The organism is Bythopirellula polymerisocia (assembly GCF_007860015.1).
Classification (GTDB): domain Bacteria; phylum Planctomycetota; class Planctomycetia; order Pirellulales; family Lacipirellulaceae; genus Bythopirellula; species Bythopirellula polymerisocia.
Window position 1 is genome coordinate 788,734 of record NZ_SJPS01000003.1, and the last position, 13,763, is coordinate 802,496.

Sequence of the window (13,763 nt, forward strand, 5' to 3'; positions counted from 1 at the left end):
CTCACGCTACTACTTTACAGGTACTTCGACCTCATACACCTGGGCGAAGCCCTGTTGATCCGATGTGAATATTACGCGCCGTCCCTCCGGCGAGAAGTTCGGGTGGGGATGAGTATGCTGCGGGGCATAAGCCTCGACGGGGCCGTCGTCGTAGGGGCAGTGGTCGTTTCGCCAATGGTCGCCCACATTACTAGCATTCGACGCGCATAAGCTCTCGATGGGGCCACATTCTTGGCGAGGATCGCAGAGAATCAAGCCGACATCCGGGTTGGTTGTGTCGGCCACCAACTGGGTGCCCGCACGGTTGACCATCGGATGCCAGGCATTCGTGCGGACAATCCAGCGAACGTCGCCACTGTCGATGTTGATGGCCATGACTCCGTGGGGCCAGTTGGTCGTGACTATTTCGCGCGTGCCTGTGAGCCAAGTCTCGTGGACGATCCATTCCTTGCGAGCAGCATCGCGATGATAGACGAGCCGATTCTCGCTGCCATCGCGGCGGATAGTCCAGATACGCTCTTCATGGGGACCGGCATAGCGTAAGAGGGACGCGTCATCGGGATGGAACTGAGGATGAGCAATTGTGGCGCGTTCCAGTATCACCGTGTCTTCACCAGTTTGAACGTCGATAACATGCAGCCGAAACTTGTTCTCAACCTTGACGTACACACACCACCAGCGGTTGTCGGTGCTAAGGCTAGTGGTTCCCATGGAGGCGCCGACCATGCCTGGCTGTCGAATTGGTGTTTCTCCTAAGGTGGCGACCTGTTCTTCTCGCATAGCTTCCAGGTCGACTCGCCAAGCGGCATTGCCTGCGGTGTAGTAGGCGTGTCGACCGTTCCACGCGGGATGGCAGGACCACTCGTTGAGGTCAGGACGATCTGAGATCTGAACGATTGCACCTCCTGGACGATCCTCAAAGTATAGCTGTGGTAATCCTGTACGATGTGAGACAAAAAAAAGCCGCTCCCCTGAGTCGTCGTAGGCAGGAATATAATAGAAGGGATGATGGTGGATCGCTGAAAAGGAAGTGACCTGCCTGATCGCGACCCCCGTGCGAGAATCGCGAACCATGTGACTTTCACTAGGATAGGTGGAACCTAGGGGCATCGTTCAGCACTCAGTTGTCATTCAATTGGAACAGGCGTTGGGCATTTTCCACAAGGATCGACCGTCGTTCGGCCGCTGTGAGCGGCATGGCGTCGATTGCGGCGAGTGTCGAGCGGATGTAGTCAGGCCCTCCTCCTGGATCAAAGGGCATATCGCTGGCAAACAAGAGTCGCTCAGCTCCGAAAAAAGCCTTTCCACATTCGAGGGCTGCCATTGAGCCGAACGAGGCCGTATCCGCGTAGAAACGCGCACATGCATTAAGCACAGGCTCCTGAAGGGTCGTCTTGACATACTCCTCTGTGCCCGGCGGATTGCGTGTACCAAGTAGCTCCATTCCGGGACCAAGTCGGCCAGCCAACATGGGAAGATACCCCCCCACATGGTGGGCGATGATTTTCAAATCCGGCAGCCGATCAAAAATTCCCGATAGCGCTAGTCGGGTAAGAGCCAAGGTCGTTTCATAAGGCCAACCGATTGCCCACCATAGATCGAACTTCGAGAATTTTTCGCCTGGATAGTCAGATACGGACATCGAGCGCGTCGGATGTAAGAGAATCGGCAGGTCTCGTGCGGCCATGAACTCAAAGAGCGGCTGAAATTGAGGAAGGTCCAACGGTTGGCCCAGCACACTCGTGAAAACCTGTACGCCTACTGCGCCGTATTCGTCGATGGCTCGCTGGGCTTCGTGGATGCATGCGCTGACATCGTTGAGCGGAAGTGACGCGGCGAATCCGCGAATCCACTTCCCGCCGGCATCGACGGCGCCGGCTAATTCGTCATTGGCTAGCCGGGAAAGTTCGACCGATTTGTGCGGAGCTAACACCTCAATGGGCGGTGACGAGAGGCTGATGATTTGGCTATATCCGGGAAACTCTTCGAGAATCTCTAGCCTGGCTTTCAAATCAACTATGGCACGTATCTGCTGCGCCCGTTCGAACATCTTCAACGGCTTGTCAGATGCTTCTTGTACCGCCGCAATGTACTTGCGAGGTAAGAAATGGCAGAAAACGTCAATGCTTTCCATGGGAATCGCGAGGAGGAAGGAGGTTAAGAGTTTGATCGGTGCGGGTAGTTTCAAAGGGAAGGGTTGATTTTGGCAAGCTCCCTGCGAATCTTTTCTACTTCAGTTGCGGGTAAAGGGTTCACTGGACGACGAAAATGAGGACTAGGGAACTTGCCCAGCAGCCAACGTGCAACTTTCATCCGCTGATGGGCTCCACACCCCGGCTCTCCGAAATCGTAGATCAAGTGAGCCAATGGAGCGACCGTTCGCTGAGCATTCTTGGCCCTTTGAAAATCTCCGTCAAGCGCTGCGTGGACGAGTTCCACCATCAAATGCGGTGCAAAGCCAGCGAACCCTATCAGAGCCCCATCCGCCGCTTCGAAAAGCGTTGGCAAGAGAAATTCGTCGTGGCACGTGACCACCGTTGTGTCGGGTGAGGATTCCTTTAGACTCTCAAAGTCGTAAAGCCATCGGGACATGTCTCGGGTGCCCATTTTGATCATCACAACACGGGGATGTTTGGCAATTCTGAGCATTTCGTCGAGCGAGTAGCCCGCCTTCGTCCACGCCGGATATTGGTGGAGGATGACGTCGATCCCCGCTGCATCGGCAACGTCGGTGCAGAAATCAATTGCGGTTGCCGTGGTGCGTCCGAAACGGAGCCAGTGGTGCGGCGGCATGAGTAGAATTGCATGCGCTCCCGCTTCCTTGGCTGCGATTGCGTGTTCCGTGGCTTCCAGCGTACCCTCAGCCATTACTCCTGAGGCGACTTTCACATCCCGTGTGGATTTCGCGACAGACTTTGCGAGAATCGCAGTTACTTGCGCTCGTTCTCGGGGCAGCAGCGACATGACTTCGCCCGTATGGCCGTTGCACACCACGCCTTGAATCCCGTCCACCGAGGCAAGGTCGTAGATGTATTCGCCGAGCCCCTCTTCGTCGATCGATTGATCTTCTCGAAAAGCACAGAGCGTCGCGGCAAAGACACCGGTCCATGGCTTATGGTTCCAAGTCATAGTATTTTGCACCCAAAGATAAAGCGCTGAAGCGACATCTGAATCAGTTCCTCAAAAGAGACCGGATTATTCTACCATGACCGAAGTGAAAAAAAATGTATCCCTAAGTCGCGAGTGGCGATTTCCGAAATCACTAATAATTGGTGTGAAACTGTACTAAGGGCATGGCAACAGTCAACTCAGCCAAAAAGATGCCGCCTCAACTGGTCAATTATTGAATATGGCGTGATAATGGGCGCATATTCGGGAAGTCGAAGCACAAATTTCACTCGAGCTAGATGCATGGAAAGAACTCAAAATATGATGCAAAGCAATTCAGTCTTCTTGTTGGTTTGTTTTGGCTGCCTGCCACTAAGAGTTCATGCGTGTGAGGATGAGCATCCCCCGGCAGTAGTTCAACCCGTTGTTGAGCGCACACTCTTGGACAGTGATGGTCAAGCAGTGGTGGAAATGAAATTTGACCCTCGAGGATTGAGTGGCTTACATACCTCGGACGCACCGACACAGTCTTGGATGCGCGGCGGGGATGACGATTCGCGGGTCTGGGACTATCGCGAGTGGCAGTGGTGGAAAGGGCATCCCTGGGGTGATAGTTGTCGTCCCAGGTATTGGACGACTGCCGATTTTTCTCCGGGCGAGCGGCAGCTCGATATTCATTTTGAAATCGATGGCTTTGATTGCATCCAGAAGTTCCTCCTCCCAGAAGTTGTGGACAAGGCTCGACCGCATTGGGATGTTGTCACATCGATCCGCAATATTTCTGGTTCTGATGTGAAAGAGTACGGACAGTTTTTCGCATGCTACACAAAATTTAACGAGCCGAATTCCTGTTGGTTTTGGGAGGCAGGCAATCGGCTGACCAGATTTTTAGAACACGGAGTCGATCATCTCGATGGTTACGTCGTTCACCCCGACGCCTACTTTGCCGCCAGCGGTGCTATCCCGCATTGCCCGCGTGGCGGGGGAAAGATTGTCTCCACTTGGCATCGGCCGGTGCTTGTCTCTCACCCTTCACCTGCCGGTTGGCGGTCGGTTATTCTTATCGAAGCCGAGTACGCCGCCGCACTGGCACAAGGAATTCGCGGAGCGGCCATGGATTACATCGTGTTTCCTGGTCCCAACATGGAAGTATTCGAAGATCAAGCGTTATTCTCTGTGCAAATTCGACACTATTTGATCAAGTCTCCAGAGTTGCCCACAACCGACACCTTGGAGAACTTGTGGACACAATTCGAAGCGTCTCACGAGGCTATTCATAAGTTGGCCAGTGGAAACAATTAGTACAGGAACTTTCTTCATGGGAAATCGTAGCAACGTGCGCGTTTTGGACTCGCTTACTGCTCTCACTACATTATTCCTCGCATTACAATGGCCCACCTCTGTTGTAGCAGCCAAGCCAGTGAGTTTCGAATCAACAGGGCCTGAAATATTGGACGAATATTTGGCAAAGCCCGAGCCAGAGTATTCCTGGCAAATCGTTCGCAACGTTGAAACCGAACAGGTTAGCTCGTATGTCATCGATCTCACTTCTCTTGAATGGCTTAATCCAGAAGAGGTTGACCGCACCGAGTGGCACCATTGGCTGATCGTGACCAAGCCCAAGGACTTGCATCACGCAACGGCGATCATGATCGTCGGCGGCGGGAATAACGGAGAAGATGCACCACGGGGTCCAAGTCAGCGAGCGATGAAACTTGCGAAGCAACTTTGCGCAGTCGTCGTCGAATTGCAGCAGGTCCCCAACGAACCCCTAAAATTTCGCCAAGATGGGAAGAAGCGAAAAGAGGACGACTTGTTGGCATACGCTGGTGACCAATTCCTGAAAACTGGGGATACTCGCTGGATTGCTCGCTTGCCAATGGTCAAATCAGTCGTGAAGGCCATGGATACTGTGCAAGAACTTGCCGAGGAAAAGTTTCCTGAAACTGAGCCGATTTCAAATTTTATCGTTGTGGGTGCCTCAAAGCGTGGATGGACCTCTTGGTTGGTCGCAGGTGCCGATCCGCGTGTGATTGCGGTAGCCCCCTTGGTGATTGATTGTTTGAACATCCAAAAATCGATGCTCCACCATATTGCCGCTTACGGCTTCTGGGCTCCTGCCGTAGGCGACTACGAACGTCATGGTTTGCTCAACCATTTGAAACAACCCGAGTACCAAAGACTCATCCAGATCGACGATCCTTACTTCCACCGCCAGCGCGTGACAATGCCGAAATTCATCGTCAACTCTGCCGGCGATCAGTATTTCTTGCCTGATTCGTCGCAGTTCTATTTCGATTCACTCGTGGGTGAAAAACACTTGCGCTACGTACCGAACAGCGATCACTCGCTAAAAGACTCTGATGCCGAGGAAAGCATCGCTGCGTTTTGCAATTCGATCTTGTTAGAAAAAGAGCGACCCAGGTATGACTGGAATTTTTCCCCGGACGGATCTATTGAGGTGACTTGTGAGACGAAGCCGACAGCAGTCAGATTGTGGCAAGCAAACAATCCAGACGCGCGAGACTTTCGCCTCGAAACGCTTGGCCCCGCGTACCGCTCGGAAGAGCTAAATGCGACGGCTGATGGCAAGTATGTCGTGACTGCTCCGAAAGTCGAGCGAGGGTGGACAGCTTATTTCGTCGAGATGGAGTTCCCTACTTCGATGGGTCCTCCTATGAAATTTACTACGGGGGTGAGGGTCGCGCCGGACGTGCTTCCGCACTTGGATCTGATCAACCCTCAGCCTGAGTCGGTGGGGGCTGCTGCCGATTGATTTGGTCCCCTATCAGCAACATTGCTTTAGCCCCCGGGTTCATGGATCAACGGAAGATCCGGTCGCTATCGCGAAGTAGCTGAAGAACTACTACTCTTGCTATCCAAGCGTCGTTGCTGTTCCAGCCAGTGCAGTGCGGCCTGCGGAATCAACTCATGGGCGCCATCAAATAAGGTGACCCGTACATTCTGGGACTGACGACGAAAGAGAGGCTGCTTGTCGCCATAACTGGAATCAGAAACTTCACGCACAAGGAGAGAGGGAACCTTGGCTTCATTGACGAAATATTTTATTTCATCTTCCGAGAGTCGATCCTGCAGGTCGGCGATCTTGTTGAAGGCACGCAGCGAGTGGCTCACTGGCACACTTCCTTCATGTCCGTCTCGAATACCAGCGTTGATGTCGACGTTGATGCCTCGAGCTCCTTCTAACCAGGTAATCGGTGATCTGAGTTCATACTGGCGGTCTACTACTTCACTGGTCCCAGGTGGGCCTCCGCACGAGTTCGCGATTTCACGCCAGTGCTTGTCGCCATCTCCTTTGTTCTCGTGATACCAATGTTCTAGATCCACGATTGGTACCCAGGCAGAGACACCAGCCCATATCTCGGGTCGTCGGCCCGCCATCAAAAGTGCAGTATATCCACCACCAGAGGTTCCTACCAAATAGATTCGCGATGGGTCTACCTCGGCATGGTGGGAAGCAAACTCAACCGCATCCACGATGTCTTGCACAACCAAATCGGAGCCAGTCGCTTCCGGATTACGATTGGGGCCACGAAAATTCGGATGAATATAAACCCACCCCTTCTGTTGGCACCATTCGGCACAAGCCTGATGATCATCCTGCTGGTAGTCGCCTGACCAAGTGTGCAGTGCGACTAACAAGGGTGCGGGCTTATCACTTATAGGAGCGTAGAACATGGCGGGTTGCACGGTGTCGTCAGCCGAACTGCGATACTGAATTTCCCGCTGTTTAGAGCCGGGAACACCCGTCTCCTCAAGAAAGTCTAGATACACGCGATTCACCTTGGCAGATTTGTTATCTCCTTGATGAAAATACATGCCATAACGTAATTGGAGTGAGGCTTCAGCTGGTAGCGTCACCGGCTGAGCGGGCAGTCGTCCCTTGGTATAGTCACGCTCGCCGAAGGGGTTTATCGTAAACAGCCCATAGTCTCGCACATGGTAGCGACCGCGACGGAAATTGAGCGGACGGTCGAAAATCGCGACGCCAAATGTTCTTCCTTCGACTTCGCCTGAGTAATCTACCCAATCACTTTGCCTGCCCCAACAGCCTTTGGCAGAATGCAGGCCGTCAGCATTGGTGACTTCGCCCGTGTTTTCCTCACACATCGAATCGGCCATGCGAAATGCAAAAAAGCCTTCTTCTGTATCGCCAAAGGTGACTGGTTTTTCTCCTGCGGTGAAACGGATGTCGTAAATCAGCAGTCTGTTTTCGTAGATGCTTATCTTAGTGCGCTCTCTCAGTACAACTTTGCCATCTTGATCGAGCCATTCGTTCTTAACTTTAAGGATCGCAGGATTCGAGCCGGTTCGCACGACTTCTACTGATCGATTCTTAATGCGTCCCTGCTGGTGCCAAAAAGCTATATCGTTAACTTTGTCGATGGCAATCCAGATGCCAGTGTGATGCGGATGGTCACCGCCTGGAGGAGAAATTGGGCGAGATAGAATTGTGCCATCTGCAGCTCTTACTTCGCGAAAGAATGGGCGGGAATGTTCTTTTCCTGTCTCGTATTCAGCAAATTCCTGGTCGTCAATCGTGACAAGAAAGTTATCACCACGTTCGTTGATCTCGACCGCCATCAACAATTGCGAAAACCTGACGATCAAGATAAAAGTTGAGAAAAAGACCGTTTGAATTCGCAAAGTGATGCTCACTACTTTCTGTGTTGTGCCTTGGTCAAGATTTCAATAAGCCATGCATTACATTGCCGGCGACATCCGTCAAACGATGTCGGCGTCCTTGGTACTTGAATGTCAACCGCTCGTGGTCGATTCCCAGGCAATGGAGCATCGTGGCGTGCAGGTCATGCACATGCACCGGCTTGTCGACAATGTTGTAGCTGTAGTCGTCCGTCTCGCCGTAGGTGATCCCAGGGCGGAAGCCGCCGCCGGCCATCCACATCGTGAAGCAACGGGGGTGGTGATCACGTCCGTAGTCTGTGGGAGTAAGCTTGCCTTGGCAATACACCGTACGCCCGAACTCGCCGCCCCAAACGACAAGGGTTTCGTCCAGCATGCCGCGCTGCTTGAGGTCAGTAATTAGCGCTGCCGCCGCCTGATCGGTCGATTTACAGAACCTTGGCAATTCGGCGGGTAGTTTATTGTGGTGGTCCCAACCTCGTTGAAAAAGCTCGATGAAACGCACTCCCCGTTCTGCCATTCGGCGAGCTAACAGGCAATTGTGGGCGAAGGTTCCAGGCTGCTGGCATTCAGGACCATACAGATCAAGAACATGCTGTGGTTCGCTGGACAGGTCGGTTAGCTCGGGCACCGAAGTCTGCATCCGGAAGGCCATCTCATACTGGTCGATCCTCGTCGCTATTTCTTCGTCGGCGTACTCAGCTAGCTGCATTTCGTTGAGTTGCGCTAGCCCATCAAGTACACCTCGCCGAGTACTGCGATCCATGCCGGGGGGATCAGAGAGGTACAGCACAGGATCACCAACCGACCGAAACTTAACCCCCTGGTATGTCGAGGGCAAGAAACCGCTACTCCACAAGCGATCATACAAGGGCTGACCTTCTCTGCCTGATAACAGGACGACAAAAGCCGGTAGATCTTCCGCATCGTTTCCTAACCCATAAGCTAACCAGGCCCCCATACTTGGCCGACCGGGCTGTTGCGAACCCGTTTGAAGAAATGTGATAGCCGGGTCGTGATTGATCGCATCGGTGTGCATCGAGCGCACAATACACAAGTCCTCAACTACCTTGGCAGTGTGAGGCAAGAGTTCACTTACCCAGGTTCCGTTCTGACCATGTTGAGCAAAAGAAAACTGCGATGGAACAATGGGGAGTCCGCCCTGCCCCGAGCTCATTGTGGTAATGCGCTGGCCTTGGCGAATCGATTCCGGAAGTTCGGTGGCACGCAAGCGAGCCAAGTTTGGCTTGTGGTCAAATAGCTCAATCTGGGACGGACCACCCGACTGAAACAAGTAAATGACTCGTTTGGCGGTGGGTGCAAAATTCGGAAAATCAAACGCAGAGCTACTTTGCTGAGTAGCAGACACCGGAGTATTGCCCAGGGTGGACAAAGCTGCGGAAGCCAGCCCAAAGCCAGCACGCCCCAAGAAATTGCGGCGATTGAAGGAACATTTAATTTGTTGAAGAGTGTCCATGACGTTTTGTACGACTCTATACACTGTCCTAAATAATTGCCAAGACAGGTGCAGGCGGCGATCATAAAAGGTCAGTACTCATCATACAACCGAATAGCTATTCTACCAATTCTTTTTGGGAAGTCCTGGCGGAATATCAAGACTACAAATTCACTCTAATACTTTTCACAAACCCCATAGTTGGATCTTAGCGAGTTGAATTGTTCGATAGATTTCTGGATTGACCAACATCTCTTTTCTGCTTTGGCGCCGCATTACTTTCGCTCTAACAAAGCCAGTTCTTGCTAGTGACTCCGTTCATGTGTACTTTGAATACAGTCGCAGTCCATGATTTGACATAACGCTCATCAGGTTGAATATGACGCCACCACAGAAAATGACCTGGCTGGACCTGCCTATGCTGGTTATTCTCGCCACGTGTCATTTCACTGTGGGGTCTAGCCCTTATTTATTTGCTGAGGATAATTTGCCGAGTTTCACTGTCGCGGCAATGCGTGTACAACCTGAGCGTTGGAATAAAGAGCATAATTGTCGTCTCCTTGAGCAGTACGCTGCTGAGGCTGCTAAGCGAGATGCCAAACTGGTCGTGACTTGCGAGGGTTTTCTCGATGGCTATACCAGCAATGCAAAATTGACTCCCGGACTTACTCGCGAACAATTATTGCAAATCGGTGAAGCCTTAGACGGCCCTTTTATGAGTCGCATCGCGGCACTAGCTAGGAAGCTGAAGATTTATCTCTCTGTTGGGTTTGCCGAGCGTCGTGGCCAACAGATGTTTAACTCGGTTGCAGTCTATTCTCCACTAGGCGAGTTGGTGCTGCACTACAGCAAGACCCACACCAAGGGCGAAGTCTTCAACACCCCCGGCACAAACTTCCCAGTGGCGAAAACCGATGTTGGTACGCTGGGGGCACTCATCTGTTACGATCGCCGCTTTCCCGAAGTGTCGCGAATTCTCGCACTGAAAGGCGCCCAAATACTCATCTTGCCAGCATACGGCACCGACGGCGAGCGAAACGAAGCCTTGTTACGCACTCGTGCCTGGGAAAACAGCGTCTGGGTGGTCTATGCGAAACAGAATCAGGCATTAATTATTAACCCGAGCGGCAAGATAGTTGCCCGTGATGAGGGCGACCACGATCAGTTGGTATTTGCAAAAATCTCAATCGATGACCAGGTAGGGACCGGTGATATTCTGGAGCGCCGTTCGCCTGAATTCTATCATGAAATCATAGAACTACAGCTTCAAGGAGAATAGAAAATGGGTTTCAGAGGTATGAGACATTGTGAGCGACGAATTCTTGCATTCTTCATAAGTGTCCTGACTCTGGTCGATATAACTTCTTTTGTCATAGCGAGGGAAGATACTCAACCGAATATCCTTCTGATTTTGGCCGACGACGTCGGATCGGAAGTTCCTCAATGCTACGGCGGAGAGAGTTATGCAACCCCTCGCATCGACCAGTTGGCGCAAGAGGGCATGCGATTCGAGCACGCATATGCCATGGCCGTATGTCATCCGACTCGAATCTGTCTCCTCAGCGGACAGTATCCGTTTCGGATGGGCAATCCAAAGTGGGGAAGTTATCCGGAATCAGCTGAAGCCAATACGATTGCCCAGGTGCTCAAGAACGCTGGTTACGCAACGGCCGTCGCAGGTAAGTGGCAGATCGGCATGCTAGGCGAGGATCTATCGCAGCCGAACCGACTCGGATTTGACGAATACTGTTTGTTTGGATGGCATGAGGGACCGCGGTATTACCAGCCGCTGATCTGGCAAAATGGGAAGAATCGAGAAGATGTAAAGGAAAAGTATGGTCCCGATGTCTATTGTGATTTTCTCATCGACTTTATCCAGCGCCACCGTGAAAAACCGTTTTTTGCCTACTACCCCATGGCACTATGCCATGCAGTGACCAATGATTTGGACAAACCTGTTCCAGTTGGCCCTAATGGCCGCTATCAGACCTTCGGCGAAATGGTCGAAGCCATGGACGAACGCGTCGGACGAATGGTCGATGCCGTTGATCAGGCAGGACTTCGAGATAACACTCTAGTTGTCTTTCTCACCGATAATGGTTCACCAGCCAAAAACATTGATGGCGTCCGTAATGGAGAACTCATATATACTCCAGTGTCTTCGATTCGAAATGGGACTGTGATTCCAGGAGGAAAGGCCCAGTTGACTGATGCTGGCACCCGTGTGCCAATGATCGTGCGTTGGCCAGGAAAAATCCCAGCCGACTCAAAGTGCGATGACCTGATAGATGTGAGCGACTTTCTTCCTACACTAGCAGAAGTTGCCGGCGGGGAATTGCCCAGTGGGATTACACTCGATGGACGTTCCTTTGCAAATCGACTCGAGGGAGAAGGATCTGGACCAAGAGAGTGGGTGTTTGCCGAGCATAAGGAAAACGCCTTCGTAAAAGATCGCCGCTGGAAGCTCTTTAGCGACGGTCGACTCTACGATGTCCAGGAGGACTCAAATGAACAATCTCCTCTGAAAATAGGTGACGTTCCACACGCCGATTCACGAGCCGCAAGTCAACTTAATGAAGCGATACATGAGCTATTTGCTGCGGGCCTGCCGCGCCGAGACTCGCAATTGCAAGAATAACTTTTAGAATGCGTTTAGAAATTCAGTTTTCGTGCCTTGCCAACCTTTGGGACATCAGCTTGATCATTGCGATGTAGCTGACCTCCTCAGTTGAGGCCTCTGTTTTTTCACCGTCTTTTCCGTGTCGACGAGGTCTCTAACCAAAAGATATGTTCTATGAGGTGAGAAAAAAGCGGCGTATCCTGCTGATGTCAATCAAAACCTCAGCGGCCCAGAGCGAGCATCAGGAGTAAGCCATGCGTCAGTCGACGCAAAAGTCGCGGTCTGACGTACGGCAAGAGGAGTCTTGTCGTGTCCATTTTGCCGAAAACTTTTTTTCAAAAACAAAACCCTCTCTTTTTCTGCTAGTCCCGATCGCTTCAACTCATTTGCAGGCCGACACTTACGTTGCATCCGACTCTTTAGATTGTTATGAGTTTTGTAAAACAAAACTCGACTTCCCCGCGACGAAAGCCATGTGCATCAAGTCCTCAAAGTTCTGGCGGCAATCGACGGATCTCAAGCCCGGACTACCCATCAGCCGTCCCGGCCCGCCAGGACGGCTGATTGAACAGACTGCTGTTTCAAGATTCAGTTTCCAAAGATCCGCGCAGCACAACGACGCACAACAAAGAGAGTTTGTACCACAAGCCTCATTTTCACAAATCGTGTGGCCAAAATCCACAATGATTTTTTGGGCCAGACAGTCTTAAATGCAGCAGCCATCCTGGCTGTCGCAATTGAATACAGGCTAAAAGCATTCGCCAATGAATCTGACGGTTGAGTGATCCCACGCATTTTCGATATTGCGTCACTTCAACTTGAGTAAGGACGATTCTAATCAATCGCGCGACCAAGAGCTTGCGCAAAGTTACGACAAACTGCCGGAGCAGAAAAAACCGGCAAAAACTCACGAAGTCGAGCACTTTGTTCGGAAGACCGTTGTCGAAGCCGCATGGCCACCCAGAATGCGATTCCTGACCAGAAATTTTTCTCGTCTTGGCCTAAAGGCGGAATTCCCATCAGATCGTCTGCCTCTGCCTAGTCGAAATCACGTTGTGGGCAACCAGATGTCTAGCCTCCGATGAAACGCTAATAAACTTCGTCATGTGTCCCAATGGTTTGCAGCAAGATCGCTTCGCCCGATTCTTGCTGCAAAAACTTGAATACGATTCTCAGATCATAGCCAGCACTACACGCCCAAGATTCTGCCAATTCTCCTTTTAGTTTGTGAGTTTTCAGAGATGGCTGAAAAGCATCCTCGGCTAGAGATTCCAATGTTCTTTGGAGAGACCTCACAATCTCAGGGTGCTTTTTAACAAATCGTCTTGCTGAGCGCAAGAAAGCACTTGAGCGGAGAAGCTCTCGGTTCATTTCTGAATCTCACGCATCAATTCAGCCGGTGTCACAACCCGACATTCTCCGGCAGTGAACTCTGCGTCGGCTTCCTTAACATCGTTTACGATATTTTGCCGTGCAGCTTGAGTTAAGCGATTATTCAATATGACAATGAGTTGTTGCTGTTCATCAGGTGAGAGGTGATCAGCGGCTTCGAGAACCTCTCCGAATTGCATACCCTGGGACATGACAGCCTTCTCCTGTAAAAAAGTGACTCCCGTTAACTCCATTCTACTCTGTCGCATGCCGAAAACCAAGCCGAGGCGTGACAACTGCACCAAGCTACGAGTAGACAGCCATGGTGTAGTCGGTTTTTTCATCCCTTTACGTTTTCCTCCTTCCTTTCTGCCAACTTGAGTGACAGTGATTTCAAAGAACAGATGTGTGCCCCCAATGGTTCGGCTCCCCGCTGACAAGACCCCAACTACTTTGCGTAACCGATGGCCCGGCAACAAACCGACGGATCTCAAGCCCGGACCATCCGCCAGCCGTCCCAAACGCGTCGGGACGGCTGATTCT

At 51.8% G+C, this 13,763-nt stretch carries 12 protein-coding genes; 5 read left to right on the forward strand and 7 right to left on the reverse strand.

Features of this window, described 5'->3' with window-relative positions; genetic code table 11:
- Positions 1-9: 9 nt before the first annotated feature.
- From Pla144_RS12690 to Pla144_RS12700, 3 genes are read right to left on the reverse strand one after another with little or no spacing between them, the layout of a single operon-like run.
- Positions 10-1,110 (reverse strand): oligogalacturonate lyase family protein, encoded by a 1,101-nt coding sequence (locus Pla144_RS12690; RefSeq protein ID WP_146451033.1) that lies wholly within the window; start codon positions 1,108-1,110, stop codon positions 10-12.
- 10 nt (positions 1,111-1,120) lie between these two features.
- Positions 1,121-2,134 (reverse strand): amidohydrolase family protein, encoded by a 1,014-nt coding sequence (locus Pla144_RS12695; protein ID WP_146451034.1) that lies wholly within the window; start codon positions 2,132-2,134, stop codon positions 1,121-1,123.
- A gap of 50 nt (positions 2,135-2,184) precedes the next feature.
- Positions 2,185-3,129, reverse strand: a complete 945-nt coding sequence (locus tag Pla144_RS12700) for a dihydrodipicolinate synthase family protein (RefSeq protein WP_146451035.1) — start codon at positions 3,127-3,129, stop codon at positions 2,185-2,187.
- 282 nt (positions 3,130-3,411) lie between these two features.
- Here Pla144_RS12700 and Pla144_RS12705 point away from each other — a divergent pair, with 282 nt between their 5' ends.
- Complete coding sequence (locus Pla144_RS12705; protein ID WP_146451036.1) at positions 3,412-4,410, forward strand: hypothetical protein; 999 nt, start codon at positions 3,412-3,414, stop codon at positions 4,408-4,410.
- Between the two features lie 16 nt (positions 4,411-4,426).
- Positions 4,427-5,884, forward strand: a complete 1,458-nt coding sequence (locus Pla144_RS12710) for a PhoPQ-activated protein PqaA family protein (RefSeq protein WP_146451037.1) — start codon at positions 4,427-4,429, stop codon at positions 5,882-5,884.
- A 65-nt stretch (positions 5,885-5,949) separates the two neighbouring features.
- Here Pla144_RS12710 and Pla144_RS12715 read toward each other — a convergent pair whose 3' ends face one another.
- Together Pla144_RS12715 and Pla144_RS12720 are read right to left on the reverse strand one after the other, a co-directional pair.
- Positions 5,950-7,776, reverse strand: a complete 1,827-nt coding sequence (locus tag Pla144_RS12715) for a DUF6807 family protein (protein WP_146451038.1) — start codon at positions 7,774-7,776, stop codon at positions 5,950-5,952.
- 34 nt (positions 7,777-7,810) lie between these two features.
- Complete coding sequence (locus Pla144_RS12720; protein ID WP_146451039.1) at positions 7,811-9,250, reverse strand: DUF1501 domain-containing protein; 1,440 nt, start codon at positions 9,248-9,250, stop codon at positions 7,811-7,813.
- Positions 9,251-9,608: 358 nt separating this feature from the next.
- On the opposite strand from Pla144_RS12720, the gene Pla144_RS12725 reads away from it, so the two are divergent.
- The 3 genes from Pla144_RS12725 (at position 9,609) to Pla144_RS12735 (ending at position 12,559) form a co-directional block, all read left to right on the forward strand.
- On the forward strand, positions 9,609-10,508 hold the full coding sequence (locus tag Pla144_RS12725; protein ID WP_146451040.1) for a carbon-nitrogen hydrolase family protein: 900 nt from the start codon (positions 9,609-9,611) through the stop codon (positions 10,506-10,508).
- A 3-nt stretch (positions 10,509-10,511) separates the two neighbouring features.
- Positions 10,512-11,867, forward strand: coding sequence for a sulfatase-like hydrolase/transferase (locus Pla144_RS12730; protein WP_146451041.1), 1,356 nt, complete (start codon positions 10,512-10,514; stop codon positions 11,865-11,867).
- 236 nt (positions 11,868-12,103) lie between these two features.
- Complete coding sequence (locus tag Pla144_RS12735; protein WP_146451042.1) at positions 12,104-12,559, forward strand: hypothetical protein; 456 nt, start codon at positions 12,104-12,106, stop codon at positions 12,557-12,559.
- A 379-nt stretch (positions 12,560-12,938) separates the two neighbouring features.
- Here the strand turns inward: Pla144_RS12735 and Pla144_RS25560 are convergent, their stop codons facing one another.
- A complete protein-coding gene (locus Pla144_RS25560) occupies positions 12,939-13,220 on the reverse strand; it encodes a type II toxin-antitoxin system RelE/ParE family toxin (protein ID WP_146451043.1) in 282 nt (93 codons plus the stop codon).
- Positions 13,217-13,564, reverse strand: coding sequence for a hypothetical protein (locus Pla144_RS24610; RefSeq protein WP_197530647.1), 348 nt, complete (start codon positions 13,562-13,564; stop codon positions 13,217-13,219). Before Pla144_RS24610 ends, Pla144_RS25560 begins: the two co-directional genes overlap by 4 nt.
- Positions 13,565-13,763 lie beyond the last annotated feature (199 nt).

Bases quoted from the DNA above. Each gene is read 5' to 3' on its own strand.
- Pla144_RS12700 (WP_146451035.1), bottom strand. From the start codon at position 3,129: ATGACTTGGAACCATAAGCCATGGACCGGTGTCTTTGCCGCGACGCTC.
- Pla144_RS12720 (WP_146451039.1), bottom strand. From the start codon at position 9,250: ATGGACACTCTTCAACAAATTAAATGTTCCTTCAATCGCCGCAATTTC.
- Pla144_RS12705 (WP_146451036.1), top strand. From the start codon at position 3,412: ATGGAAAGAACTCAAAATATGATGCAAAGCAATTCAGTCTTCTTGTTG.
- Pla144_RS12730 (WP_146451041.1), top strand. From the start codon at position 10,512: ATGGGTTTCAGAGGTATGAGACATTGTGAGCGACGAATTCTTGCATTC.
- Pla144_RS12690 (WP_146451033.1), bottom strand. From the start codon at position 1,110: ATGCCCCTAGGTTCCACCTATCCTAGTGAAAGTCACATGGTTCGCGAT.
- Pla144_RS12695 (WP_146451034.1), bottom strand. From the start codon at position 2,134: ATGGAAAGCATTGACGTTTTCTGCCATTTCTTACCTCGCAAGTACATT.
- Pla144_RS25560 (WP_146451043.1), bottom strand. From the start codon at position 13,220: ATGAACCGAGAGCTTCTCCGCTCAAGTGCTTTCTTGCGCTCAGCAAGA.
- Pla144_RS12735 (WP_146451042.1), top strand. From the start codon at position 12,104: ATGCGTCAGTCGACGCAAAAGTCGCGGTCTGACGTACGGCAAGAGGAG.
- Pla144_RS12710 (WP_146451037.1), top strand. From the start codon at position 4,427: ATGGGAAATCGTAGCAACGTGCGCGTTTTGGACTCGCTTACTGCTCTC.
- Pla144_RS12725 (WP_146451040.1), top strand. From the start codon at position 9,609: ATGACGCCACCACAGAAAATGACCTGGCTGGACCTGCCTATGCTGGTT.
- Pla144_RS24610 (WP_197530647.1), bottom strand. From the start codon at position 13,564: ATGAAAAAACCGACTACACCATGGCTGTCTACTCGTAGCTTGGTGCAG.